The 24,580-nt window shown below is 62.9% G+C and carries 20 protein-coding genes, 1 tRNA gene and 1 pseudogene; 7 read left to right on the top strand and 15 right to left on the bottom strand.

The features are described 5' to 3' along the window. Positions 1–59: 59 nt before the first annotated feature. Entirely contained in the window at positions 60–950 is an 891-nt protein-coding gene (locus M2366_RS03030; protein WP_259268924.1) for a LysR substrate-binding domain-containing protein, read from the bottom strand. Positions 951–1,053: 103 nt separating this feature from the next. On the opposite strand from M2366_RS03030, the gene M2366_RS03025 reads away from it, so the two are divergent. Together M2366_RS03025 and M2366_RS03020 are read left to right on the top strand one after the other, a co-directional pair. Continuing rightward, positions 1,054–2,034 (top strand): TDT family transporter, encoded by a 981-nt coding sequence (locus tag M2366_RS03025; RefSeq protein WP_259268923.1) that lies wholly within the window; start codon positions 1,054–1,056, stop codon positions 2,032–2,034. 310 nt (positions 2,035–2,344) lie between these two features. After that, positions 2,345–2,719, top strand: a pseudogene (locus tag M2366_RS03020) (hypothetical protein); the annotation flags it as partial. 250 nt (positions 2,720–2,969) lie between these two features. On the opposite strand, the gene M2366_RS03015 reads toward M2366_RS03020, so the two are convergent. Both M2366_RS03015 and M2366_RS03010 read right to left on the bottom strand, forming a co-directional pair. Continuing rightward, a complete protein-coding gene (locus M2366_RS03015) occupies positions 2,970–3,977 on the bottom strand; it encodes a DUF481 domain-containing protein (protein ID WP_259236372.1) in 1,008 nt (335 codons plus the stop codon). Positions 3,978–3,997: 20 nt separating this feature from the next. Then, a complete protein-coding gene (locus M2366_RS03010) occupies positions 3,998–4,909 on the bottom strand; it encodes a L,D-transpeptidase family protein (protein ID WP_259236371.1) in 912 nt (303 codons plus the stop codon). A gap of 277 nt (positions 4,910–5,186) precedes the next feature. Between M2366_RS03010 and M2366_RS03005 the strand changes: the two genes are divergently transcribed. After that, positions 5,187–5,276: transfer RNA gene (locus M2366_RS03005), tRNA-Ser, on the top strand. 464 nt (positions 5,277–5,740) lie between these two features. Further along, entirely contained in the window at positions 5,741–5,983 is a 243-nt protein-coding gene (locus tag M2366_RS03000) for a DUF6719 family protein (RefSeq protein ID WP_224432480.1), read from the top strand. Between the two features lie 140 nt (positions 5,984–6,123). On the opposite strand, the gene prpF is transcribed toward M2366_RS03000, so the two are convergent. The 6 genes from prpF to prpB all read right to left on the bottom strand — a co-directional run bounded on the left by prpF (position 6,124) and on the right by prpB (position 12,537). Further along, complete coding sequence (prpF, locus tag M2366_RS02995; RefSeq protein WP_259268921.1) at positions 6,124–7,326, bottom strand: 2-methylaconitate cis-trans isomerase PrpF; 1,203 nt, start codon at positions 7,324–7,326, stop codon at positions 6,124–6,126. 152 nt (positions 7,327–7,478) lie between these two features. Beyond that, positions 7,479–10,109, bottom strand: a complete 2,631-nt coding sequence (gene acnD, locus M2366_RS02990) for a Fe/S-dependent 2-methylisocitrate dehydratase AcnD (RefSeq protein ID WP_259268920.1) — start codon at positions 10,107–10,109, stop codon at positions 7,479–7,481. Next, positions 10,109–10,261, bottom strand: a complete 153-nt coding sequence (locus M2366_RS02985) for a hypothetical protein (RefSeq protein WP_259268919.1) — start codon at positions 10,259–10,261, stop codon at positions 10,109–10,111. The genes acnD and M2366_RS02985 overlap by 1 nt, the downstream gene beginning before the upstream one ends. Further along, complete coding sequence (locus M2366_RS02980) at positions 10,261–10,413, bottom strand: hypothetical protein (protein WP_259268918.1); 153 nt, start codon at positions 10,411–10,413, stop codon at positions 10,261–10,263. The genes M2366_RS02985 and M2366_RS02980 overlap by 1 nt, the downstream gene beginning before the upstream one ends. Further along, positions 10,413–11,573: a 2-methylcitrate synthase gene (gene prpC / locus M2366_RS02975; protein ID WP_259268917.1), complete on the bottom strand. Its 1,161-nt coding sequence runs from the start codon at positions 11,571–11,573 to the stop codon at positions 10,413–10,415. Before prpC ends, M2366_RS02980 begins: the two co-directional genes overlap by 1 nt. Before the next feature lie 64 nt (positions 11,574–11,637). Further along, the gene (prpB, locus tag M2366_RS02970) at positions 11,638–12,537 is read right to left on the bottom strand and encodes a methylisocitrate lyase (RefSeq protein WP_224432484.1); all 900 of its coding nucleotides are present in this window, start codon (positions 12,535–12,537) and stop codon (positions 11,638–11,640) included. Positions 12,538–12,940: 403 nt separating this feature from the next. Between prpB and M2366_RS02965 the strand changes: the two genes are divergently transcribed. Further along, entirely contained in the window at positions 12,941–13,306 is a 366-nt protein-coding gene (locus M2366_RS02965; protein WP_259268916.1) for a hypothetical protein, read from the top strand. A 79-nt stretch (positions 13,307–13,385) separates the two neighbouring features. Here M2366_RS02965 and M2366_RS02960 read toward each other — a convergent pair whose 3' ends face one another. The 5 genes from M2366_RS02960 to recN all read right to left on the bottom strand — a co-directional run bounded on the left by M2366_RS02960 (position 13,386) and on the right by recN (position 21,172). Further along, positions 13,386–14,783: an efflux transporter outer membrane subunit gene (locus tag M2366_RS02960; protein WP_259268915.1), complete on the bottom strand. Its 1,398-nt coding sequence runs from the start codon at positions 14,781–14,783 to the stop codon at positions 13,386–13,388. Positions 14,784–14,794: 11 nt separating this feature from the next. Continuing rightward, on the bottom strand, positions 14,795–16,753 hold the full coding sequence (locus M2366_RS02955) for a MacB family efflux pump subunit (protein WP_259269103.1): 1,959 nt from the start codon (positions 16,751–16,753) through the stop codon (positions 14,795–14,797). Beyond that, positions 16,753–17,916 carry an efflux RND transporter periplasmic adaptor subunit gene (locus M2366_RS02950; protein WP_259236364.1) on the bottom strand — a complete coding sequence of 388 codons (1,164 nt, stop codon included), beginning with the start codon at positions 17,914–17,916 and terminating at the stop codon, positions 16,753–16,755. Before M2366_RS02950 ends, M2366_RS02955 begins: the two co-directional genes overlap by 1 nt. A gap of 280 nt (positions 17,917–18,196) precedes the next feature. Continuing rightward, entirely contained in the window at positions 18,197–19,093 is an 897-nt protein-coding gene (locus M2366_RS02945) for a DHHA2 domain-containing protein (protein WP_042042705.1), read from the bottom strand. A gap of 414 nt (positions 19,094–19,507) precedes the next feature. Beyond that, complete coding sequence (gene recN, locus M2366_RS02940) at positions 19,508–21,172, bottom strand: DNA repair protein RecN (protein ID WP_042042687.1); 1,665 nt, start codon at positions 21,170–21,172, stop codon at positions 19,508–19,510. Positions 21,173–21,466: 294 nt separating this feature from the next. Here recN and M2366_RS02935 point away from each other — a divergent pair, with 294 nt between their 5' ends. Further along, the gene (locus M2366_RS02935) at positions 21,467–22,642 is read left to right on the top strand and encodes a diguanylate cyclase (protein WP_259268914.1); all 1,176 of its coding nucleotides are present in this window, start codon (positions 21,467–21,469) and stop codon (positions 22,640–22,642) included. Between the two features lie 39 nt (positions 22,643–22,681). Here M2366_RS02935 and nadK read toward each other — a convergent pair whose 3' ends face one another. Further along, positions 22,682–23,566: an NAD(+) kinase gene (nadK, locus tag M2366_RS02930; RefSeq protein WP_042042704.1), complete on the bottom strand. Its 885-nt coding sequence runs from the start codon at positions 23,564–23,566 to the stop codon at positions 22,682–22,684. A gap of 391 nt (positions 23,567–23,957) precedes the next feature. On the opposite strand from nadK, the gene grpE reads away from it, so the two are divergent. Further along, positions 23,958–24,533, top strand: a complete 576-nt coding sequence (grpE, locus tag M2366_RS02925; protein WP_042042685.1) for a nucleotide exchange factor GrpE — start codon at positions 23,958–23,960, stop codon at positions 24,531–24,533. The last annotated feature ends 47 nt before the right edge of the window (positions 24,534–24,580 follow it).

Raw genomic sequence — 24,580 nt, 5'->3', positions numbered from 1 at the left:
TACCTCTGCCTGGGCGCTGTCGCCGAGCAGGTCGATGTTGCCGTCCCGGTTTGCCCGACTCAGGGAGCGGGCAGGGTCTGGGCGCGGCAGAAGGCGAGGAAGCGGCGCAGGGCCGCGGAGTGGAACTTCTGCTTGTGCCAGACGAGGGAGAGCTGGCGAGGGAAGGTCTGGCTCGGGGTGAGCGCCACCAGGCGGCCGCTGTGCAGGCGATCGGAGACAGCGAGGCGGGAGATAAAGGAGATGCCGAGCCCCTTCTCCACCGCCAGCATCACCGCCTCCAGGGTGTTGAGCTCGAGCCCCGCCTGCCAGCGCGGCAGCCTGGGCAGGATCTGCTGCTCGAACTGCTCGCGGCTCCCTGACTGGGGCTCGCGCAGTACCCAGGTTTCGCCTGCGAGCAGGCGAAGGGGCAGCTCCAGCTGCCCGGCCAGGGGGTGCTGGGGCGGGGCTATGATCAGCATCTCGTCTTCGAGCCAGGGCTCGCTCACCAGATCCGGGTGATGGTTCTCCCCCTCGATGAGGGCCAGATCCAGCTCGAAGTGGGCGAGGGAGTGGCACAACAGGTGGGTGTTGGCGATGGTCACCCTGGGGGCGGATCCCAGCTCCTGGGCGCCCCCCGCCAGCAGGCTGGGCAGCAGGTAGTTGCCTATGGTCTGGCTGGCCCCCAGGCGCAGCTGGCCGCTCGGCTCGGCGTCCGGGCCAAACAGCTGCTCTATCTCCTGCATCCGGGTCAGCAGCTCCTCGGCGGCCGGTTGCAGCAGGCGCCCCTCGTTGTTGAGCTGAAGTCTCGGATGCACCCGATCGAACAGCGGGGTGGCGAGCTGGCGCTCCAGCTCCTGCAACGACTGGGAGACGGCCCCCTTGCTGAGGCAGAGCTCGCTGGCCGCGCCCCCCAGGTTGCCGTGGCGGGCTATGGTGGCGAACACCTTGAGTTGTTGCAGGGTCAGCTTCATGTCGTTTAATTTTCCTAAACGCTTAGTTCAATTCATTTAGATATCGTAAACGATAGACCCTCTTTATCCTATGTACATCGTCATCAACAAGAGGGTACCAGTCATGATCGCACGCACCCGTCGCTCCCTTGCCGCCGCCCCGACCCCCATGGCCGGGCTGGCACTCGGGATCGCCAGCCTCGGCTGGTGTTGGGAAAATGCCGGTCAGTTCGATGGCCGCCTGCAACTGCTGGGGGCCGCCATCGCCGCCGTGCTGCTCCTCGTCCTCACCTTCAAGTTCCTGCTGCACCCGCGTCTGCTGTGGCAGGATCTCGCCCACCCCGTGGTGGGCAGCGTAGTGCCCACCTATGCCATGGGGACCATGGTGGTCTCCAAGGCGGTGGGGCTGCTGGCCCCGACCCTGGGCCAGGGGCTCTGGCTGTTTGCGGTGATCATTCACCTGCTGTTCCTCGCCACCTTCGTCTGGCACAGGGCCAAGGCGTTTGAAATTCACCACATGGTGCCGAGCTGGTTCGTGCCACCGGTGGGGATCATCGTGGCCGACGTCGCCTACCCGGGTGGCCCCTTCGCCGCCCTGGCCAATGGCCTGCTCTGGTTCGGCATGGCCTGCTACGCCCTGATGCTGCCGCTGATGCTCTATCGCCTCATCTTCAGCCACGAGGTGCCGGATGCCGCCAAGCCCACCATCGCCATCCTGGCGGCGCCTGCCAGCCTCTCCTTGGCCGGCTACCTCACCGTGAGCCAGGATCCCTCGCTGCTGCTGGTGGCCGTGCTGCTGGGGATAGCCCTGCTGATGACTGGCATCATCTACCTGGCCTTCATCAAGCTGCTACGCCTGCCGTTCTCGCCGGGCTATGCCGCCTTCACCTTCCCCCTGGTGATAGGCGCCACCGCCCTGTTCAAGGTGGGTCACCTGCTGTCGCAGTGGCCAGAGGCTGCCCACTATGCGGCGCAGATCAACCAGCTGGCCTATCTGGAGCTCGGTGCGGCGACCCTGATCGTCGGTTATGTGGCGCTGCGCTACCTGATGTTCTTCCTGCCCCTCGGTCAGACTGGGGGCTTGGGTCACCCCGTGCGCCGCTAAGCGTCCGGCTCGCCTGCCAGCAACAGACCCCGCTCCGCGGGGTCTGCTTCATTCTGGGGCCTGCACGACGTCAGCGCCCTTGATGGGGTGCCAGGTATTTTCCCCACGTGAGTATGTTTTCGATCCCTGGCGAGATAAGGCGGCCTCTTGTCGCACGGCGTGTCCGGCTTTCGTTGAGCAAGGCAGTTGACCATGACGGCTTTGGTTGTAATGCGGCGGGGCGACTATAGTGCACCCTGATGAGGGTGCCTCGTTTGGCCCGCTCGAAGAGGTAAAAACCATATTGGGATCAACAGTAGGAGGTTGTCATATGAAAGGTATTGCCATCCTGGTGACGGTGTTTTTGATGGGGGTGGGGGTCGCGCACAGCGCCACCATGACGGCGCAGCAGCTGTGCGAGAGTCAGGCTGCCGAGAAGAAGTTGAGCGGCGCGGCCAAGACCAGCTTCGTCGGCAAGTGCGTCAAGACAGCCCCGGCCACTGATAGCGCCAAGGCGAGTCAGTGCGAGAAAGCGGCGGCCGACAAGAAGCTGGCCGGTGCGGCCAAGAACAGCTTTATCCAAAAATGCGTGAAAACCGATGCCACAGCCGACAAGGCAAGCCAATGTGAGAAAGCGGCGGCCGACAAGAAACTGGCCGGTGCGGCCAAGAACAGCTTTATCCAGAAATGCGTGAAAACAGATGCCACGGCCGACAAGGCAAGCCAATGCGAGAAAACGGCGGCCGACAAGAAGCTGGCGGGGGCGGCCAAGAACAGTTTTATCCAAAAATGCGTCAAGACCGGCTAAGGGTGTGCAAGCGGGGCGCTCCCTGGGGTGCCAGCTAATACCGATGTGTGATGTTCAGGGGGCCCATGGCCCCCTGCTTTATTCGCCGTCATTCGCAGCCTCAGGGATTGTTGTCTCCGTTGGGGCTGGCGTGCTCGCCCGCAGGGGCCTAGAAGCTGGCCCCCAGGCTGATGTATTGGCGCCACTCCTTGCCATCTATGGTGATGCGCCCATCCGGGGTATTGAACCAGGCATCGTCCCAGTCCAGCTCGCTCGACCAGGAGAGGCGGACGTTGTCGTTGAAGTAGTAGCGCATGCCGATGCTGCCATTGACGCTCTGGTTGAGGGTAAAGAGGGGAGAGTCCTGATCCAGGTACTTGATGTAGGTGCCCTTGCTAAACAGCTCTATCCGCTCCTCCCAGACAGGCTGACGATAGTCCCAGCCGAGGCTGGCGAAGGGGTAGGAGGCATGGGGGGAACCGAACAGCTCCTCTACGACCTCGTTGCCATCGCGCCAGTAGGCGTAGCGCACGCCGCCCTGGGTGATGAGTTCGAGGCGGCGCTTCTTATCATTCCAGAAGCGGTAGCCGGGGCCCGAACCCAAGTCGAGGGAGAGATAGTCGGTCTCTATCATGTCGTACTCGTAGTCCACCGAGCTGCGCCAGAACCAGCTCTGATCGAAGAAGATATCGACAATGGGTTTGAGTTGGTAGTCGTGGCTGTCGGTCTTGCCATCGGTGGTTTCGTAGTTGTACTCCCCCTCCAGGGTGTAACGCCAATCCATGTTGGCGAGCTCGAATGCGCCCTTGAGGTTGACGTCATTGCTCTGGCTGGTGTTGCTCTTGAGCTTGATGTTGACGTCGCCGTTGCCCGTCATATGCCAGGCATTTTCGGCAATGCCGAGGGGGTTGAAGTCGATGCCCCCTTTGGCGGTGGGTTTGGGTTTGTAGGGCTTGTCGAGCCGCCAGCGCATGATGGCGCTGCGCGCTATGGTCAGCGGTTCACCATAGGGCAGTTTGATGCGCACCATCTTGTCGGTCATCTCCTCTATCTTGCCGCTCAGCCGATCGCCGTTGTGCATCCAGAGAATATCGGCGGCCCAGAGTGGTGCCGCGGCCAGCAGGGCGCAGAGGCAGAGCAGGCGCGGCAAGGCGCGCAGGAAAGAGCAGGGGTTCATCATGGTGTCCTATCTGGCACTTAACCGCCGACGAGCAGGGGCATGCCGCTTTTACGCTCCAGCGCCAGGCTGGCTTGACCCGCATCCACCTCGGGGGCATCGATAAAGCCTTTGACCGCCGGGCTCAGCACCAGGGGGGCACCTTGCTCAAGCTCTTGCTCGGTGCGGGACAGGGGGGAGTGCACCTCCAGCCAGCGGCTGCCATCTGGCTCTATGGCGGTCTTGACCGGTTGATTGATGACCCTGACCTGGGTGCCCAACGGCACCTGCTTGAACAGGGATTCGATGTCGGCGGGTCGCAGCCGGATACAGCCGGCACTGACCCTCAGCCCGACGCCGAAATCCTTGTTGGTGCCGTGGATCAGGTAGTCCTGCTTGCCATAGCCGAGCCGCATGGCGAACTTGCCCAACGGATTGTCCGGGCCCGGCGGCACCACGGCGGGCAAGTCGATGCCCTTTTGCTCCAGCCAGGATTTGCGCACCATGGGCCCCGGCGTCCAGGTTGGATTGGGGTTCTTGGCAATGACGGTGGTGGTCATCTCCGGGGTCTCGCGGCCTATGTCACCTATGCCAATGGGCAGTACCACCACGTCATCCGCACCCTTGGGGAAGTAATAGAGGCGCAGCTCCGGCAAATTGATGACGATGCCCTCTCGCGGCACATCCGGCAGCAGTATCTGAGTGGGCAGGATCAAACGGGTACCCGGTTTGGGCAGGTAGGGATCGACCCCGGGATTGGCCTCAAGCAGTGCCAGGAAGCCAATCTGAGTGTGAGCCCCGATCAGTTCCAGGTGTTCACCCTGCTGCACTATGTAGTCTTCGGGGGCGCCAATGAGGCGGCTGTTGGCCGCAGGCAGCGGATAACTGGTGGCCAGTGCTGAGCCCGCCCAGCAAGTGGTGAGGAGCGGTAGCAGAATACGCAAGTTGAACATGAGCAATCCAGGTCGTCGAAACGGATCCCCTCAGGGAGGGCGAAAGAGGCGAAATTGTTAACCAATCGGCCCGGGAATACCAGCCCGGCGGCAGCGACGCACCGATCTTCATCCGCCGGGATAAAGAACAGGGAGCCAGGCGGAGCAAGGAAGCAACAGGGGAGGAGACCCATGATGAGGCCCGCCATGATGCTTGATGGATTTCTATACAGTCAGTTGATATTTAAAGAGATTGAGATTGATTTCCTGGGTGGGACTGAGTCAGAATAGCCCCTATGGAGAGATGCCGGAGTGGCCGAACGGGATTGACTCGAAATCAATTGTGGTAGCAATACCACCCAGGGTTCGAATCCCTGTTTCTCCGCCATCTATCAAGCCCAACCTACTCAGTAGGTTGGGCTTTTTCGTTGTCTGTCTCTGCGCAGATGCCATCCAGATGAACGGCGCTGGACCGCTCATCGCCCCGTGTTTCCTGTTGAGGGTGCTCGGTAATTTGGACATATCTGAACCCATGACATACAGGGCCCTGACACGGCGCATCAACAATGCAAGTGGCTGGCTAATGGGTGGCAATTCAAGGTGACCGAGCCAGCTCGAGTGGACGAGCCTGTGTGAAGATCGCGACTGTTTATCGGGATCATCTATCCAGCAAGACGCCCAGTTTGCTCATCAAGGCGATGGAGCCAAGGATGCGCCTCCCTGTGTCTGAAATCGTCGGAGCGGCGCCGGGAGCGGGTTTCGATCTATGGGCTCCGGTGGCTACACTGCCTGAGTGCATGGGGCCTGTGCGTGAGTTGGCGCAGGGCCGGGATCACACAGAGGGAGCGACAGATGGTAATGAGATGGCAGAGCGCGGGGTTGCTGATGGTGAGCCTGATGTCGGGTTGTACCACCCTTGTCCCAGCCCCCATCGAGTATCTGAAACAGGATCCTCCTCCTGGCGGCGTGCCGCCTGGGAAGCTGGTCTATGTGGACGATGGCAAGTGCCCGGATGGCCAGGTCAAAAAGCTTCGCGGCGGCGATGGGAGCAAGAATCTTCCTCGCCACGTCGAGTGTGTGCCGCGTCCGCAGTAGCCAGTACGCTGGCTATGGTTCAACAGGGGAAAGCCTTGTCAGCAGTCATCGGCCATCGGCATATAAGTTGATGGGATCAATCCCCAATGAAAAGGCCCAGGCAACTGCCCGGGCCTTTTTGTATTTATAGGGGCTGGGCGCTAGAAGGCATCGCCGGGCACCCGCACCCAGCCCTCCATCAGGATGCGGGCTGAGCGCGACATCACCGCCTTGGTGACCGTCCACTCCCCATTCACCTGCCGCGCCTCTGCCCCCACCCGCAGGGTGCCTGACGGGTGGCCGAAGCGCACCGCCTCACGCTCGCCGCCACCGGCGGCCAGGTTCACCAGGGTGCCGGGAATGGCCGCCGCTGTGCCTATGGCCACGGCGCAGGTGCCCATCATGGCGTGGTGCAGCTTGCCCATGGAGAGGGCCCGTACCAGCAGGTCGATCTCGTTCGCCTGCACTTGCTTGCCGCTGGAGGTGAGGTACTCCCTGGCCGGCGCGACGAAGGCGATCTTGGGGGTGTGCTGGCGGGTGGCCGCCTCGGCGGGCGTCTTGATCAGGCCCATGCGAAGGGCGCCGGCAACCCGGATGGCCTCGAAGCGGGCCAGCGCCTCGGGGTCTGTGTTGATCGCCTCGCGCAGCTCGGTGCCCTGATAACCGATCTCCTCGGCGCTGACGAACACGGTGGGGATGCCGGCGCTGATCATTGTGGCCTTGATGTTTCCTATGCCTGGCACCTCGAGATCGTCGATGAGGTTGCCGGTGGGGAAGAGGGCGCCGCCCTCCTCCCCATCGTCGGACGGATCGAGAAACTCCAGCACCACCTCGGCGGCGGGGAAGCTGACCCCGTCCAGCTCGAAGTCACCAGTCTCCTGCACCTGGCCGTTGGTCACCTGCACATGGGCCATGATGGTCTTCTGGATATTGGCCTGCCAGATCCGCACCACGCAGGTGCCGTCTTGGGGAATGCGGGCCGGATCCACCAGCCCGGCGTGGATGGCGAAGGCGCCGGCGGCGGTGGAGAGGTTGCCACAGTTGCCACTCCAGTCGACGAAGGGCTTGTCGATGGCAACCTGGCCGTAGAGGTAGTCCACGTCGTGATCGGGCTGCTGGCTTTTGGAGAGGATCACGCACTTGGAGGTGGAGGAGGTGGCGCCCCCCATGCCGTCCATGTGGGCCGAGTAGGGATCAGGGCTGCCGATGACGCGCATGAAGAGCGCATCCCGGGCCGGGCCCGGCACCTGGCAGCGTTCTGGCAGATCACCTAAGCGAAAGAAGACGCCCTTGCTGGTGCCGCCGCGCATATAGGTGGCCGGGATCCTGACTTGAGGTGTGTGAGTCGAAGAGAGTGGGGCCATGAATCTTGTCCTGAAAAGGGTGACGGATCCTTCTTCCTCGGGGAGAAGGTGCCCTAAGGGCGGATGAGGGGAGATCCCCTCACCCCAACCCTCTCCCAAAGGGAGAGGGAGCACATCATGCCTCTCCCGGTGAAGGGGAGGAATACCATATATCAGCTGGCGGCCTTGTGGGTGGTCGCTTCCAGGAAGTCCTGGGCGAAGCGTTGCAGCACGCCGCCGGCCTCGTAGACCGAGACCTCCTCGGCGGTGTCGAGACGGCAGGTCATGGGCACCTCGAGCGTCTCGCCGTTGCGCCTGTGAATGACCAGCACGAGATCGGTGCGCGGGGTGCGCGCGCCCTTGACGTCATAGGTTTCGGTGCCATCCAGCCCAAGAGTGAGGCGGGTGGTGCCCGGCTTGAACTCCAGCGGCAGCACCCCCATGCCGATCAGGTTGGTGCGGTGAATGCGCTCGAAGCCTTCCGCCGCTATCACCTCGACCCCCGCCAGCCGTACCCCCTTGGCCGCCCAGTCACGGGACGAGCCCTGGCCGTAGTCGGCACCCGCCACTATGATCAGCGGCTGTTTGCGGGCCATGTAGGTTTCGATGGCTTCCCACATCCGCATGACCCGGCCCTCCGGCTCGACCCTGGCGAGTGAGCCCTTCTTCACTGCGCCGTTCACCACCGCCATCTCGTTCACCAGCTGGGGGTTGGCGAAGGTGGCGCGCTGGGCGGTCAGGTGATCGCCACGGTGGGTGGCGTAGGAGTTGAAGTCCTCCTCCGGCAGGCCCATCTTCGCCAGGTATTCACCGGCCGCGCTGCTGCGCATGATGGCGTTGGAGGGGGAGAGGTGATCCGTGGTGATGTTGTCCGGCAGTACCGCCAGCGGCCTCATGCCCTTGAGGGTTCGTTCCCCCGCCAGCGCCCCTTCCCCCTCTTTATCCCAATAAGGCGGGCGACGGATATAGGTGCTCATGGGACGCCAGTCATACAGGGGCGCCACTTTGGGGCCATGGTCTTCCTCTATGGTGAACATGGGGATATAGACCTGGCGGAACTGCTCCGGCTTCACCGAGGCCCTGACCACGGCATCAATCTCGTCATCCGACGGCCAGATGTCTTTCAGGCGAATTTCCTTACCGTTCACCACTCCCAGCACATCCTTCTCGATGTCGAAGCGGATGGTGCCGGCGATGGCGTAGGCCACCACCAGCGGCGGCGAGGCGAGGAAGGCCTGCTTGGCGTAGGGGTGGATGCGACCGTCGAAGTTGCGGTTGCCCGACAGCACGGCGGTGGCGTAGAGATCACGGTCGATGATCTCCTGCTGGATGGCGGGATCCAGGGCGCCAGACATGCCGTTGCAGGTGGTGCAGGCGAAGGCCACTATGCCAAAGCCCAGCCGCTCCAGCTCGCTGTCCAGTCCCGCCTCTTTCAGGTACAAGGCCACCGTCTTGGAGCCCGGTGCCAGGGACGACTTGACCCAGGGTTTGCGGACCAGCCCGAGCTGGTTGGCGTTGCGCGCCAAGAGCCCCGCCGCAATCACGTTGCGTGGGTTGCTGGTGTTGGTGCAGCTGGTGATGGCGGCGATGATGACGGCCCCATCCGGCAGCAGGCCGTCGGCCTCCTGGGCGCGGGCCTTGTCCAGATCCACCGCTATGCCGCGCGCGGCGAGATCGGCCACCGGCAGGCGGCGGTGGGGGTTGGAGGGGCCCGCCAGGGTGCGTACCACGGTCGATAAATCAAAGTGCAGCACGCGCTCGTACTGGGCACTCGCCAGGCTGTCGGCCCAGAGACCCGCCTCCTTGGCATAGGTCTCCACCAGCTTGACCTGCTCACTATCACGGCCGGTGAGGCGCAGGTAGTCGATGGTCTGCTGGTCGATGAAGAACATGGCCGCGGTGGCGCCGTATTCAGGTGCCATGTTGGAGATGGTGGCGCGATCGCCCAGGGTGAGGGCGGCGGCACCTTCCCCATGAAACTCCAGGTAGGCGCCGACCACTTTCTGCTGACGCAGGAACTCGGTCAGCGACAGCACCAGATCCGTGGCGGTAATGCCGGCTTGCGGCTTGCCAGACAGCTCCACGCCAACGATCTCAGGCAGGCGCATCCAGGAGGCGCGCCCCAGCATCACGTTCTCCGCTTCCAGCCCACCCACCCCCACCGCTATCACCCCGAGGGCGTCAACGTGGGGGGTGTGGCTGTCGGTGCCGACACAGGTGTCCGGGTAGGCCACGCCGCGATCGTTGTGAATGACCGGCGACATCTTCTCCAGGTTGATCTGGTGCATGATGCCGTTGCCCGGCTGGATCACCTCTATGTTCTTGAACGCCTGCTTGGTCCAATTGATGAAGTGGAAGCGATCCTCGTTGCGGCGATCCTCGATGGCGCGGTTCTTGGCAAAGGCATCCGGATCGAAGCCGCCGCACTCCACGGCCAGGGAGTGATCGACGATGAGCTGCACCGGTACCACAGGGTTGACCTGGGCAGGATCTCCCCCCTGATCGGCGATGGCATCGCGCAGACCGGCCAAGTCCACCAGGGCGGTCTGGCCCAGGATGTCGTGGCACACCACCCGGGCCGGGAACCAGGGGAAGTCGCGATCGCGCTTATTCAAGGCGATCTGGCCGAGGCACTCGCCGAGGATGGCCGGATCGCACTTGCGAACCAGGTTCTCGGCGTGGACGCGGGCGGTATAAGAGAGTTTGTCCCAGGCGCCGGGCTGGATGGCTTCGACCGCCGCACGGGCGTCGAAGTAGTCAAGCTGAGTACCGGGCAGGGGCTTGCGATATTGAGTGTTAATCATCACTTGCGCTCCTGATTCTGCTCGGCATGGACGCGGGCGGTATAAGAGAGTTTGTCCCAGGCGCCGGGCTGGATGGCCTCGACCGCTTTCCGGGCGTCGAAGTAGTCAAGCTGAGTGCCAGGCAGGGGCTTGCGATATTGAGTGTTAATCATCACTTGCGCTCCTGATTCTGCTCGGCGTGGACGCGGGCGGTATAAGAGAGTTTGTCCCAGGCGCCGGGCTGGATGGCTTCGACCGCCGCACGGGCGTCGAAGTAGTCCAGTGCCGTGCCGGGCAGGGGCTTGCGATATTGAATATTGCTCATCACTTGCGCTCCTTGAGCGGCACGAAGGTCAGATCCTCCGGGCCCGTGTAGTTGGCGCTCGGGCGGATGATCTTGCCGTCGATGCGCTGCTCGATGACATGAGCCGACCAGCCGGAGGTGCGGGCGATCACGAACAGCGGGGTGAACATGGCGGTGGGCACCCCCATCATGTGGTAGCTGACGGCGCTGAACCAGTCGAGGTTCGGGAACATCTTCTTGGCCTCCCACATGGTGGACTCCAGCCGCTCGGCGATGTCGAACATCTTGCTGTTGTGCTGCTCCAGGCTGAGCTCGCGAGCCACCTCTTTAATCACCTTGTTGCGGGGATCCGAGACGGTATAGACCGGGTGGCCGAAGCCGATCACCACTTCTTTCTTCTCGACCCGGGCGCGGATGTCAGCCTCGGCCTCATCCGGATTCTCATAGCGCTTCTGGATCTCGAAGGCCACCTCGTTGGCGCCGCCGTGCTTGGGCCCGCGCAGGGCGCCGATGGCACCGGTGATGCAGGAGTACATGTCGGAGCCGGTGCCCGCGATCACCCGGCCAGTGAAGGTGGAGGCGTTGAACTCATGCTCTGCGTAGAGGAGCAGCGAGGTGTGCATGGCGCGCACCCAGGAGGCACGTGGCTTCTCCCCATGCAGCAGGTGCAGGAAGTGGCCGCCGATGGAGTCATCATCGGTCTCGACTTCGATGCGCTTGCCGTTGTGGCTGAAGTGGTACCAGTAAAGCAGCACCGAGCCTAAGCAAGCCATCAGCTTGTCGGCGATGTCCCGGGCGCCCGGGTGATTGTGATCGTCCTTCTCCGGCGACACGCAGCCCAGCACCGAGACGGCGCTGCGCATCACGTCCATCGGGTGGGCGGAAGGGGGCAGTTGCTCCAGGGCGGTCTTGACGCCGGAGGGCAGGCCACGCAGGGCCTTGAGCTTGGCCTTGTAGGCGGCCAGCTCGGCGATGTTGGGCAGATGGCCGTGCACCAGCAGGTGGGCGATCTCTTCGAATTCACAGCTGGTGGCGACATCGAGGATGTCATAGCCACGGTAGTGCAGGTCGTTGCCGGAGAGGCCGACGGTGCACAGGGCGGTATTGCCGGCGGCGGTGCCGGAGAGGGCGACGGATTTCTTCGGTTTGAAGCCGGGGGTGGTCTCCACAAGTGCGCTCATCACAGGTTTCCTCATTCAGTCCGTTGAAGCGCCGGCCGCCAGCATGAGGCGGCCGGTCGGCGTGTTATTCCTTGGTAGACAGATCCTTGGTGAACAGCCTGTCCAGGGTCTGCTCGTAGTGGTGGTAGCCGAGGAAGTCATAGAGCGCTTCCCGGGTCTGCATGGTGTCGACCACGGCGCGCTGGTGACCATCCTGGCGAAGCTGCTGATAGACATTGAGGGCGGCCTGGTTGGCGGCGCGGGCGGCGCTCAGGGGGTAGAGCACCATGTCGACGCCGTGGGCAGCGAGGGCCTCCTTGTCAAACAGCTCGGTCTGGCCGAATTCGGTCATGTTGGCGAGGATGGGGACGCCAGCCGCCTGCTTGAAGCGGTCGTACTGATCCAGCTCGGTGACCGCCTCGGCGAAGATCATGTCGGCCCCGGCGGCGGCGTAGGCCGCGGCGCGCTCCAGGGCCGAACCCAGCCCTTCCACCGCCAGGGCGTCGGTGCGGGCCATGATGACGAAGTGCTCATCGGTGCGGGCGTCGACCGCCGCCTTGATCCTGTCCACCATCTCGGCGATGGAGACCACGGCCTTGTTGGGTCTGTGACCGCAGCGCTTCTGGGCAACCTGATCCTCCATGTGGACGGCGGCGACACCACCGCGTTCGAAGGCGCGGACGGTGCGGGCGATGTTGAAGGCGCCGCCCCAGCCGGTGTCGATGTCGACCAGCAGTGGCACTTGAGTCGCGGCGGTGATGCGTTCGGCATCGATCAGCACGTCGTTCATGGAGGTCATGCCGAGATCCGGCAGGCCATAGGAGGCGTTGGCCACCCCGGCACCGGACAGATAAAGCGCCTTGAAGCCGCTGCGTTCGGCCATCAGCGCCATGTAGGCGTTGATGGTACCGACGATCTGCAGGGGTTTTTCATTGGCCAGCGCGCTGCGAAAGCGGGCTCCGGCCGACGGGGACAAGGTAGACATACAGACTCCTTTCATGCTGTTCATGGTTTTCCGTGAATAGAACTATCTCACACTACGTTGACGTCAACGTCAACATTACTTAAGTCCAAGGGGCATCGCATCGGCGCGCCAGACACCCGGTCTGGCTGACGCCATCTTCTCCAGTCAGATGGCGCTCATCCCATGGCGTAAGCGGCTTTTGGCGTGTTGCCGCCAGGTTGGACAGGACAGCTTCTGTCGTCTTCCCCGAGGGTAGGCAACGCATTCTAAGGGGGGTCATGAGATGAAAAGTGGCTGTCGCCCGATGAGAAGGGCCATTCACCCAGCCCCCTGGATTCAATCCGGAGGATGCATTTCATTCACGAACGGATTGGAGGAGTGAGATGGCCAACGCCATAGGCTTTTATGAAACCGGGGCCCGGACGTGCGGCGCTACGAAGAGGTGGCGGTGGGGGTCTGCGTCGGCACCGCTTCCGGCCCCATCGAAGGCTTCAACCTGCGGTTGCTGGCCATGAAGGGCTCCCTCTATCTGGCCCGTCCGGCGCTCGCCGACTACATCGCCGATCCCGCCGAGAAGGAGGCCCTGGCGACGAGCTGTTCGGTCACGGGGCCAGCGGGCGGATCAAGAGAGAGCAACCAGGGTTACGCGTTGCAGGACGCAGCGCAGGTTCACCGCTCTCTCGAGTCGCGCCAGATCCGGGTCGTGCAAGGGATCCCGAAGACCTGCGTCGGCAAGGTCAACAAGACGCTGATCCGGGAGCAAGAAATGGGCGCCATGAGCAAATCCTGAGCACAGTGGCGCTCACCCGGCAGGCGCTTTGCCTTGCTCAGTGGGTGAGGGGTCAGGGGAAAAGGCACGGCCCTGGTTATCATCCCCCGGGGCGCAGTGCGGGCGGGGTGGGCATGGTCTCGCGCCCGGTGGCATCGCTGCCGCCCAGGGCGAGATAGAGACTGGCCATGGTGTTGAGCTGAGTCTGCTGCTGGCTGAGCAGGGCCAGCTCGGCATCCCAGCGTCGATTCTGCTCATCGAGCCAATCTTGCACCGGACTGCTACCCGCCTCGACGCGCACCCGGGCGAGCCGGTCCGCGTCGATGGCATAGTCTTGCTGTTCGGCGAGGCTGGCCAGCTGCTGCTCGCCAAAGCGGCGGGCGGCGAGGGCGTTTTCCACCTCGAACAGCGCATCGAACAGCTGCTGGCGAAACTCGGCCTGGGCTATCTGGTAGTCGTTCTGGCTGCCGGCGACGGCGAGTCGATTGCTGTTGTACTCGAGGAAGGGCAGGGTCAAGGCGGCCCCCAGGCTGCCCACCGGATTTTCCAGCACCTGCGCCAGGGTATCCGATGCGGTGCTGGCCCCCCCGGTCAGGGTGAGCGCCGGGTAGAAGCTGGTGCGCACCTCGTCACTGCGCGCCAGCGTCTTGCGCAGGCGCAGCTCGGCGGCTCTCACATCCGGGCGTCTGGCCAGCAGATCGGCCGGCAGGCCGGCGGCGATGTCAGGGATGGGGCTTTGGGTGAGGCTCTGCGGCTCGAAGGGGAGAGGTCCTCGACTGCGGCCGAGCAGTTGCAGCAGGGCATTGCTCGCCGCGACCCTCTGATTGCGCAGGTTAGCCTGGGCGGCACGCTTGCCGGCGAGCTGCCCGCTGGCTTGCACCAGATCGAGGCGAGGAATGGCCCCTGCCTCATATTTGACTCGGGTCAGGCTCTGGATCTCGATGAGGTTGGCCAGTTGGCGCTCCCCCAGGGTGATGGCGCTGTTGAGATAGCCGAGTTGCCAATATTGCTGCAGGGTCTGGCTGATCAGGCTCTGGCGGGTGGCGGCGAGATCCTCGGCGCTGGCGGCGGCCTCCCAGCTTGCCTGATCCCGCACCGCCGCCAGTTTGCCCCACAGATCCACTTCATAACTGATGGCGAGGGTCGGTCCCAGACTGTGGGTGCTGGCGCCACTCTTGATCTCCTTGGTGCCGCTGGCCCCCAGGCTGGCATTGACCCCTGGGGTCAGGTTGGTGTCGGCCTGATCCGCTGCGATCCTCGCGCCCTTGAGCCGGAGTCCGGCCACATAAAGATTGGTATTGGCGGCGAGTACCGCCTCGACCAGGGCGTCGAGTCGGGGGTCATGAAAGCCCTGCCACCAGGAGCCGGTTTGCACGGACAGAGCAGGCACGTCCCCCTCTTGCCACTGGTCTGGCAGCGCCAGGTCGGCTCTGTGATAGCTGCTTTGTTGGGAGCAGGCGCCGAGGGCGAGGCAGAGCCCCAGCCAGGATATCTTCATGGGTTTCATCTTCACTCTCTGGCCAGCGCGACCACAGGGTCGAGCCGGGCGGCATTGCGGGCGGGCAGATAACCAAACAGCACCCCGATCAAGGTGGAACAGGCAAACGCCATCAGGATGGAGAAGAGGGAGAACTGCATCTGCATCGCATCGACCAGGGAGGAGAACAGCAGGCCGATCAGCAAGGCGATGCCGACTCCGAGTACGCCCCCGAGCAGGCTGACCATCACGGCTTCAATCAGGAACTGCTGCAAGATGTCGGACTGACGGGCGCCCACCGCGATGCGAATGCCAATCTCCCGGGTGCGCTCCACCACGGAGACCAGCATGATGTTCATGACGCCAACACCGCCGACGATCAGCGAAATCACCGCGATAGCCGAGACCAGCAGGGTCAGGGTTGCTGTGGTTTTCTCGACGGATTTCAATATCTTGTCGCTACTGAAGGTGAAGAAATCCTTGCTGCCATGGCGTTGGCGCAGCAGGGCAATGACCTCTCGTTCTGCCAGGGCGGGCTGGATGCCATCCCTGACCCTCAGGGTTATCTGATTGAAATGGTTCTGGGAGATGAGGCGACTCATCACGGCGCGATAGGGCAACCAGACGCTCACCGACTGGCTCGGTTGGCGAAAGCCGGTCTCCTCCTTGATGAGACCGATGATCCGCACCGGCAGGGTACCGATGAGCAGCACCTTGCCGATGGGGTCTTCATCGCCGAGCAAGCCCTTGATGGTGTCGGCATCGACCACGGCCAGGGGCGCCCTGTCCAGGCTGTCGCGCTCGCTGAACAGGCGGCCACTGACGAGTGTCATGCCCTTGACCCGGAAGAAGTCGCTGCTGACGCCGTTGACGGTGCCGCTCTTGGTCTGATTGCGATAGCGCAGCTGCACCGAGGTGGAGAGCTGGGGGCTGGCCCCCTCCAGATAGGGTTGTCCCTGCAGTGCGCGCAAGTCGCCCTCGTTGAGGGTGCGTATGCTGGCAGCCTGCTCATCTCCCCAATCCTTGCCGGGGAAGACGTCTATGGTGTTGGTGCCCATGGCGTTGATCTCGCCTATCACCTTGGCGCGGGCGCCCTGACCCAGGGCCACCACGCTCACCACGGCGGCGATGCCGATGATGATGCCGAGCATGGTGAGAAAGGTGCGCATTCGGTGAGCCATTATGGCATGCAGGGCCATGCGGGCGGCTTCGCGGTAACGATCCAGCCCCTGATTGCCCAAGGCCTGGGGCATGGCCTTCAGGGCAGAGGCCGTCTGCTGCGGGCTGCCGCTGTCGCTCTGCACCTGGCCATCCTTGAGGGTGATGATGCGATCCGCATGGTCCGCCACCGCCATGTCATGGGTCACCAGTATGATGGTGTGACCCAGGGCATGGAGCTCCTTGAGGATGGCCATCACTTCCTTGCCGCTCTGGCTGTCCAGTGCACCGGTCGGTTCGTCGGCCAGGATCACCTCGCCGCCATTGGCCAGGGCGCGGGCGATACTGACCCGCTGCTGCTGACCGCCGGAGAGTTGGCCCGGAGTGTGATGGCTGCGATCGGCCAGCCCCAGCCGGGTGAGCAGCGCCTTGGAGCGAGCATGGCGATCTCCCTTGGCCATGCCGGCATAGACGGCGGGGATCTCGACGTTGGCGGCGGCGTCCAGATGTGGCAGCAGGTGATAGCGCTGGAAGATGAAGCCGAAGTGATGGCAGCGCAGCCGGGCCAGGGCCAGGGCGTCCAAGTCAGCTGTCTCCTGACCGCGAAACAGATAGCGCCCCTCGCTGGGTCTGTCGAGGCAGCCGAGCAGGTTCATCAGGGTGGATTTTCCCGACCCCGAGGCGCCGACAATGGCCACCATCTCCCCGGCGTGGATGGACAAGTCCAGCGGGTGCAGCACTGTCACCTCCTGCTCCCCGCTCAGGTAGCGGCGACTGACGCCTCGCAGTTCAATAAGCGGAGCGTCGCCGGGGGCCTCATTGCGGGAGGCCATCATGACATCTCATCCTCTTCCTCATGGCCCTCATCCCCGGTTGCCTTGGGGGCCTCGCCAATCACCACCTTGTCATGCTCGGTGAGCCCCTCCAGCACCTCGACCTTGATATCATCCTTGAGCCCGGTCTTGATGGTACGGGGCTCGGGGGTGTCACCGCTTAACAGCTGTACTTGATACTCGCCCGGCGCCAACTGTTTGCCGAGGGCGGTTCTGGGAATGGTCAACACGCCCTTGCGCTCGCCAAGCACTATGGTGACCTGGGTGGTCATGGCGACCCGCAGGGCATGGTCGGGGTTGGGCACATCGAACAGGGCATAGTAGTAGACGGCAACATTGGTGCTGCTGGTGCTGGTCGTTGCATCGTTGACATTGGTTGGTGCCAGTTCAACGGTGCGCAGCTTGGCCCGGTAGCGGGTATCGGGATCGCCAATCAGGGTGAAGTAGACCGGCATGCCGGCGCGCACCTTGCTGACATCGGCCTCGGAGATCTGCGCCTTGACCGTCATGATATCCAGATTGGCGAGCTTGAGCAGGGTGGGCACCGTCTGGGTGGCCGCCAGGGTCTGGCCCTGACGGGTGACGATGGAGACGACGGTGCCATCCATGGGGGCCTGGATCCGGGTATAGCCGAGCTGGGTGCGGGAGCGCTCGACCTTGATGGCGGCACTGTCGATGTTGGCCTGGGCGTTTTGCAGCTCGGCCCGGGTCACGGCGAGCTGGGCCTCGGCGTTTTCGAGGTCGGCCTTTGAACTCGCCTGCTGGCCAAACATCTGCTGCTGGCGGCGATAGGCGAGCTCGTACTGCTTGAGCTGTGCCTGCTTGATCCTGAGCTGCGCCTGGCTACTGGCGAGCTCGGCCTGGGCCGTCTTGAGATCGTTCTGGGCGATCAGCGGGTCTATCTCGGCCAACAGATCCCCCTGTTTGACCTGCTGACCATTCTCGACCAGCAGCCGGGTGACCTGACCCGAGACCTGGGCACCCACATCGACCTGTTCCACCGCCTCCAGGGCGCCACTGGCGAGCACGGCATCTTCGATGTCCTGGCGGGTGACCGATGCACTCAACAAGGGTTCGGCAGCCTTGCCCGGCCATAGCAGCCAGATGGAGAGAGCGACCAGCAGGGCGGCCATCAGCCAGCGCAGCGGGGGAGTGAGGGGCATCTTCATCGTGAATCTGGCATCCATGAACGCGGGGGGAGACAAAAGGAGACATCCTGCCGCAAAAGGCGGACAAAAGACAACTGGGATCCTGTAACAAAGCTTGTCAACTCAGGACGCAGGAGGAGAAGCCTCCCGCAGGGAGGCGCGCTTCATGGGGCAGGGATGGCGAAGCGCGCCAGCCTGATATGGCTGACCCGCTGGGTGCGGGCCAGCGCCGGGTAGCAGGGCACTTCGCCTGAAGAGTGGGGGGCCGTCAGCTGGGTTGGCTGAGGCTGGTCAATCAGCCTTGGCTAAGTTGGGCGGTGAGCCAGGGGAGCCCTTGCTTCTTGCGGCTCACCACCCCTGGCAGAGTCACAGTGTGTTGCGGCAACTGCGGCAATGGCCTTTGCGGGTGAGGACAGGCGCTGATCCGGCTCGCCCCCTCGCCGAGATCCGTCACCATCAGCACATAGGCATCCAGGTCATCGGTGGTCACTCGTTGCGCCATTTCGGCCTCGAGCTCCGCCATCAGGGGGGCTATCTGAGCCTGACTGCCGACCTCTATCTGGCTCATCACCAGATTGACCCCTGCCACCTGATAACCCTTCTCGTCCTGACGCAGCAACTGGGCGGCGCTGAGTCCGCTGAGATCCGTCTTAGCCACCAGCAACTGCTGGCCAAACTCGGCCAGGCTCAACCCGGCAAGGGGAGCCAGTCGCTGACAGGCTGCCTCATCCTGGGGGGTGGTCGTCGGGGAGGTGAGGCAGAGGGTGTCGCTCATGATGGCACCAAGCAAGAGACGGGCCTGGGGGCGGGTCACCTGGTCGAGCAGGCTCAACACTATGGTGGCCGAGCAGCCTACGGCGCGGATCCAGGCATCGAAGGGGGCCTCGGTGCGCAGGGAGCCGAGTCTGTGGTGATCCACCAGACCGATGATGTTGGCGCGGGCCAGGCTCTCGGGCCCCTGCTCGAAGTCGCTGAAATCCACCAGCCAGACATCCAGACCGTCCAGCTCCTGGGTCAGCAGGGCAGGGCTCTTTATGCCGGCGCACTCCAGAATGAAGCGGGTCTCGGTGCGCAAGGAGCCCAGGCGCCAGGGAGTGGCGGGACGCCCCTGGCCGTTGAGCCAGTCTGCCAGTACCAGGGCACTGCAGATGCTGTCACTGTCGGGATTGCGATGGCCGAATACATGGATCATGAAAACCTCGGGCTGGATGCGCTTAAACAAGATAGGCCATCAGCATATCATCCCGGCGCTGTGACGGGGATGGATCCTGATGCGGGATGATGCGCGCAGGAGAGGAGTCTGCTTGGAGACCTGGACTTTCCCTTGCAAAGAGGCAGCAGAGGATCCCGCGTCGCGCTGGTCATCAAAGGAGTTGGCTATCGAAGGAGCCAGCAATCAAAGGAGCCAGCTGTCGAAGGAGAAAGAGGCATTGCGTTGCTTGCCGGAATGGCTGGCGCTGAATGCCAGTACGGAAAAGGGTGGGGCTGGCCTGATCCACCCCAGAGTGAAACAGGCCAGGCCATGGAGAGGTCCGCTCTGCTTTCATCTTGGAGGGATAGGTGGCTAGCCCCAGGCTAGCCAGTTGGCAGGTTGCAGGTTGCAGGATCAGGCCTGCAGCAGCTCGCGGGCGTTGGCCAGGGTGTTGTCGGTGATCTGATCCCCCCCAAGCAGGCGGGCCAGTTCGTTGAGGCGGGCCTTGTTGTCGAGGGCGCTCATCCTGGTCTCAGTGGTTTTGCCGTCGGTGTGCTTGCTCACCACCATGTGCTGATGGCCATTGCCTGCCACCTGGGGCAAGTGAGTGACCACCATCACCTGGGTAGATTCGCCAAGCTGGCGCAGCAGGCGACCCACCACGGCGGCGGTAGGGCCGCTTATCCCCACGTCCACCTCATCAAAGATCAGGGTAGGGGTGGCGACCTTGCGGGCACTGATCACCACAATGGCGAGGCTGATGCGCGACAGTTCTCCCCCCGATGCGACCTTGCCGAGCGGCTGCATAGGCTGGCCCGGGTTGGTACTCACCACGAACTCGACCCTGTCTATCCCCAAGGGGGAGAGGCTGGCGTTGGCATCGGGCTTGATCTCGATGGCGAAACGGCCATCGGTCATGGAGAGCTCCTGCATGCTGGCCGTGACCTGGGTGGCCAGCTCGGCACCATAGCGCTGGCGGCTCTGGCTCAGGGCATCGGCAGCTTGCAAGAAGGCGAGGCGGGCCTCGGCCAGTTCAGCCTCCATCCCCTCGAGGCGCTGTTCATCCGAGTTGAGCCGTGCCAGATCACTGGCCAACTCCTGATGGTAATGGGCCAGCTCGGCGGGTTTGACATGATGTTTGCGGGCCAGATTGATCGCCTTGGAGAGGCGCGCTTCCAGTTCATTGAAGCGCTCGGGATCCAGCTCCAGCTTGTCCAGATAACCACGCAGCTCGCTATGACTCTCCTGTACACCGATGAGCGCCTCATTGAGCATGCCGAGCACAGGGGCGAGTCGGGCATCCATGTTGACCAGACCCTCTGCTCTGTCCACCGCGATCTGCAGCAGGCCGGCGATGGTGGTCTCCTCGTTGTCATAGAGCAGATCCAGACAGAAGCCGCACTCCTGCATCAGCTCGGTGCCGTTGGCGAGGCGCTGGTGCTCCTCCTCGATCGCCTCGAACTCTCCGGATTGCAGGGCGAACTCGTCGAGCTCCTGCACCTGATATTCGATGAGCTGGCGACGAGCCTCCCGCTGCTGTTGCTCGGCCTTGAGGCGATTGAGCTCGTTTTGCAGCTGACGCCAATGCTGGTAGTGGTGGCGAACGTCCGCCAGCAGCAGATGGTGACCGGCGTAGCCGTCGAGCAGGGCGAGCTGGTAGTCGGGTTTGACCAGCAACTGATGAGCATGCTGGCCGTGTACGTTGACCAGCAGTTGCCCCAGGCTGCGCAGCTGGGTCAGGGGCACGGGCACACCATTGACATAGCTGCGTGAACGCCCCTCGGCCGAGACCACCCGTCGCACTATGCACTCACCCTCGCTCTCCAGCTCATTGCCAGCCAGCCAGGCACGGGCCTGGGGGTTGCCCTCCAGCAAGAAGCGGGCGCTGACTTCGGTCTTGTCATTGCCGGGGCGCACCATGGCCGCCTCGGCACGCTCGCCGAGACAGAGCCCCAGGGCATCGATGGCGATGGATTTGCCCGCCCCCGTCTCCCCCGTGATGCAGGTCATGCCGGGTTGCAGATCGAGCTCGAGAAACTTGACGATGGCGAAGTTGTTGACGGTCAGTTGGGTCAGCATGGTCTCATCCTGTCTGGGCCAAGATTACTGTGTATGCATCCAGTATATACTGGTCTTATATACAGTAAAGAGGGGCGGCGGATTTTTCGTCCCCAGGGCTAATCCAGGCGGTGAGGCTGCCATGCCAAGAGGGGGGATTGCCTCCTTTCCTCCGTCCTTCATCACTTCTTGAAAAAGGCTCTTGTCGCGCCGGGATCGCTCGGACACACTCATTGACATGCTTGGTCCCTGTGGGGGCTGGGGCGCCAGGACTGCTGACCAAGGATGGGCAGCGATCCTCATCAAGGATGACTCATGACAATCCACACCCCGACGCTACTGATCATCTCTCTGGCAATCAACCTGATGGCCGCTCTGCTCATGCTGTTCATCCATCGACTCAAGCCGGGGCGGGGCAACTTCCTGCTCTGGTCCCTGTCGGCGTTTCTGTTCTCCTTTTCGATCCTGCTGCTCTGCCTGGGAAGCATGACGGGTTATGTGGCACTGGGGCTGTTCTGGGGCGGTTTTACGTCTCTGATCTGTGTGCTGCTGTTGCTTGCAGGCTTCTACGCCCTGTATGACAAACCCTTGGATACGAGGAGCGTCCGGGGTTTTGTTGCCCTCTTCCTGCTCAGTTATCTGGTGCTGGCGAGCCAGTTTGATGTGCGCCTGGTGCTGGCCCTTATCGAATCCGTGATCTATCTGTGGTGCGCCTGTCTCATCTTCTCCCTGAGTCAGACCCAGAAGCGGGTGCTGCATACCGTTTCTTTCATCTATTTGATCCATTTCGTGATCCTGTTGAGCCAGGGGATAGCCCTGCTCGCTCAGGCATTCGGTCCGGATCAGCACGCCAAACAGTGGCTACTCGACACCATCTTCTTCATGCACATGGTCTTGACCATAGGGTCTGTGCTGCTGTTGCCCCTGGTGGCCTACGTCCAGACCGAAGAGGAGCTGTTGGCACTCTCCGAACGGGACCCCCTGACCGGTGTGTTGAATCGGCGGGGTCTGTTCAAGCTGGGAGAGCGCCATTGTGCGAGTCAGCCGGATGGGGTGCTCTGCGTGGCGGTGCTCGATATCGATCACTTCAAGCAGGTCAACGACAAGTTCGGCCATGGCTGTGGCGATCAAGTGATCCGCTTCGTGGCTCAGACATTGATGGCCGAGATGCGCAAGGATGATCTGGTGGGGCGGATTGGCGGCGAGGAGTTTGCCATCATAATGCGGGGAGTGAACGGTCGAGACGCCTTTTCCATCTGCGATCGCATTCGTAGTCAGATAGCGCTTGGCGCCAGTCAGGGGCGCTGTCTGCCTTGCGACGCAGTGACCGTGAGCCTGGGCGGGGTATGCGCCCATGGTGAGGTGGATTTGGCGCAGTTATTGGACCGGGCCGATGAGGCCATGTACAGGGTCAAGTTGGCGGGACGCAATGGCGTATTTTTTCAGCCGGAGACAGAGCCGCTCAGGCTGGTCGAGTCTGGCGAGGGATAGTGCGGCTCAGGGCCATGGGGCCTTGAGCCAGCTTTCTATCTAGAACAGCTTGCTGCCCCAGCCGAGTTTGTTGCGCAGCACGTGGAAATAGCTGTAATCCAGCGGATGGACCAGATGCAGCTTGTGGCTGCTCTTCTTGATGAGTATCTCGTCCCCCGGTTGCACCGCCAGGGTCACCTGGCCATCGCAGCTCACCTGCATGGCATCGTCCTGGTTGTCGGGGGAGACCAGCAGCCGCACCTCGCTGTCCGCATCCAGCACTATGGGGCGGCTGCTCAGGGTATGGGGGAACATGGGGACCAGGGTGATGGCGTTGATCTTGGGAGTGAGAATAGGGCCCCCTGCCGACAGGGAGTAAGCGGTGGAGCCGGTCGGGGTCGCGACTATGATGCCATCGGCGCGCTGGCTGTACATAAAGCTGCCATCGATATAGACCTCGAACTCTATCATGTGGGCTATCTTGCCCGGGTGCAGTACGGCCTCGTTGACCGCCAGATTGGCAGACTTGCGCTCCCCATGGCGATAGACGGCGGCTTCCAGCAAGAAGCGGTGCTCGCTCTTGAAGTGGCCCGAGAGCACCTGCTCCAGCGGCACCAGATAGTCCTGAGGCGAGAGATCGGTGAGAAAGCCGAGATTGCCCCGATTGACCCCAATCACCGCCACGTCGAAACGCGACAATACCCGGGCCGCCCCCAGCATGTTGCCATCTCCGCCCACGACGATGGCGAGATCCGCCTGCTCGCCGAGCTGCACCAGATCCATGACGCTGTCATCCACTATGCCGAGGGTCTGGGCCACCCGGCTCTCTATCAGCACTCGAAAGCCGCGCATGCTGAGATACTGGTGCAGGCCGCTCAGGGTCTGGTTGGCGCCTTCGTGATGAGGCTTGCCGATGAGGGCGATGGTGTTGAAGGGGGAGTCCATCATAGGGTCGGGTGCTGAGTGGATTTGGCTGCAGTATACCTTGATTTGCTTCCCTTTTGTCTGCCCGCACGCAAGATGCCCCCGGCTCGTCATGGTCAAGCCAGTGGCCGGACAGCCGGTCAATAGCCCGTCTGTGGGCAGAGAGTCCCTGTTTGCCCGAGGCAAGTCCGGCTGGGGGCCGTGCCGCCGGGCCTAGGGGCGAACCCGTCTGGCGTGCTTGCCGTATGGGCGCCCTGCCAGCAAGAGGGATGATGCGCGCTGCCCGGTTCGGTCGATTTCGGCCACAGGCAGGGTCTGTAAAGGTCAGATGATCGCGTTTACCCCTTGAAAGCGGGGGATGCATCCCCATAATAAGCGGCAATGAACGAAGTAACCCTTAATTGGAGATGTCATGAACCACGAAGAACAAAAGGTTGAAGCGATGGAGCAAGTCGACACCCAGCCAGTCGAGCCGACCGATGTAGACAGTGAAGTGACAGCCGAGCAGGTGCGTATCGCCGAGCTGGAGGCCCGACTGGCCACCCTCGAAGCGGCCGCAACCGACGAGCGTGAGCGCGCCATTCGTGCCGTTGCCGAGATGGAAAACCTGCGTCGCCGTGCCGCCCTGGACGTCGAGAAGGCCCATAAATTTGCCCTGGAGAAATTCGCCACCGAGCTGCTGCCGGTGCTCGATAACCTGGAGCGTGCCATCGATCTTGCTGACAAAGAGAACGAGGCGCTGGCGCCGATGATCGAAGGGGTCGACCTGACCCTGAAGTCCATGCAGAGCTCGGTGGCCAAATTCGGCCTGGTGGCACTGGATCCCACCAACCAGCCGTTCGACCCCAATGCCCATCAGGCGATGAGCATGATCGAGAATGCCGAGCTGGCGCCAAACACAGTGATGGCCGTGATGCAAAAAGGCTACGAGCTCAATGGTCGCGTCATTCGTCCGGCCATGGTGATGGTCTCCAAGGCCCCTGCCTGATCCCCGCGCCATTGCCGAGCCCGCCGCGAGGCGGGCTTTTTGTTGGC

The organism is Aeromonas sp. BIGb0405, from assembly GCF_024807335.1.
GTDB classification, from domain to species: Bacteria; Pseudomonadota; Gammaproteobacteria; order Enterobacterales; family Aeromonadaceae; genus Aeromonas; species Aeromonas rivuli.
Note: the sequence above shows the minus strand (reverse complement) of the source record. Positions and strands in the feature narration are given on the sequence as shown.

Coding starts and splice junctions, on each gene's coding strand:
- M2366_RS03030 (WP_259268924.1), bottom strand. CDS start 950: ATGAAGCTGACCCTGCAACAACTCAAGGTGTTCGCCACCATAGCCCGC.
- M2366_RS03025 (WP_259268923.1), top strand. CDS start 1,054: ATGATCGCACGCACCCGTCGCTCCCTTGCCGCCGCCCCGACCCCCATG.
- M2366_RS03015 (WP_259236372.1), bottom strand. CDS start 3,977: ATGAACCCCTGCTCTTTCCTGCGCGCCTTGCCGCGCCTGCTCTGCCTC.
- M2366_RS03010 (WP_259236371.1), bottom strand. CDS start 4,909: ATGTTCAACTTGCGTATTCTGCTACCGCTCCTCACCACTTGCTGGGCG.
- M2366_RS03000 (WP_224432480.1), top strand. CDS start 5,741: ATGGTAATGAGATGGCAGAGCGCGGGGTTGCTGATGGTGAGCCTGATG.
- prpF (WP_259268921.1), bottom strand. CDS start 7,326: ATGGCCCCACTCTCTTCGACTCACACACCTCAAGTCAGGATCCCGGCC.
- acnD (WP_259268920.1), bottom strand. CDS start 10,109: ATGATTAACACTCAATATCGCAAGCCCCTGCCCGGTACTCAGCTTGAC.
- M2366_RS02985 (WP_259268919.1), bottom strand. CDS start 10,261: ATGATTAACACTCAATATCGCAAGCCCCTGCCTGGCACTCAGCTTGAC.
- M2366_RS02980 (WP_259268918.1), bottom strand. CDS start 10,413: ATGAGCAATATTCAATATCGCAAGCCCCTGCCCGGCACGGCACTGGAC.
- prpC (WP_259268917.1), bottom strand. CDS start 11,573: ATGAGCGCACTTGTGGAGACCACCCCCGGCTTCAAACCGAAGAAATCC.
- prpB (WP_224432484.1), bottom strand. CDS start 12,537: ATGTCTACCTTGTCCCCGTCGGCCGGAGCCCGCTTTCGCAGCGCGCTG.
- M2366_RS02960 (WP_259268915.1), bottom strand. CDS start 14,783: ATGAAGATATCCTGGCTGGGGCTCTGCCTCGCCCTCGGCGCCTGCTCC.
- M2366_RS02955 (WP_259269103.1), bottom strand. CDS start 16,753: ATGGCCTCCCGCAATGAGGCCCCCGGCGACGCTCCGCTTATTGAACTG.
- M2366_RS02950 (WP_259236364.1), bottom strand. CDS start 17,916: ATGCCCCTCACTCCCCCGCTGCGCTGGCTGATGGCCGCCCTGCTGGTC.
- M2366_RS02945 (WP_042042705.1), bottom strand. CDS start 19,093: ATGATCCATGTATTCGGCCATCGCAATCCCGACAGTGACAGCATCTGC.
- recN (WP_042042687.1), bottom strand. CDS start 21,172: ATGCTGACCCAACTGACCGTCAACAACTTCGCCATCGTCAAGTTTCTC.
- M2366_RS02935 (WP_259268914.1), top strand. CDS start 21,467: ATGACAATCCACACCCCGACGCTACTGATCATCTCTCTGGCAATCAAC.
- nadK (WP_042042704.1), bottom strand. CDS start 23,566: ATGGACTCCCCCTTCAACACCATCGCCCTCATCGGCAAGCCTCATCAC.
- grpE (WP_042042685.1), top strand. CDS start 23,958: ATGAACCACGAAGAACAAAAGGTTGAAGCGATGGAGCAAGTCGACACC.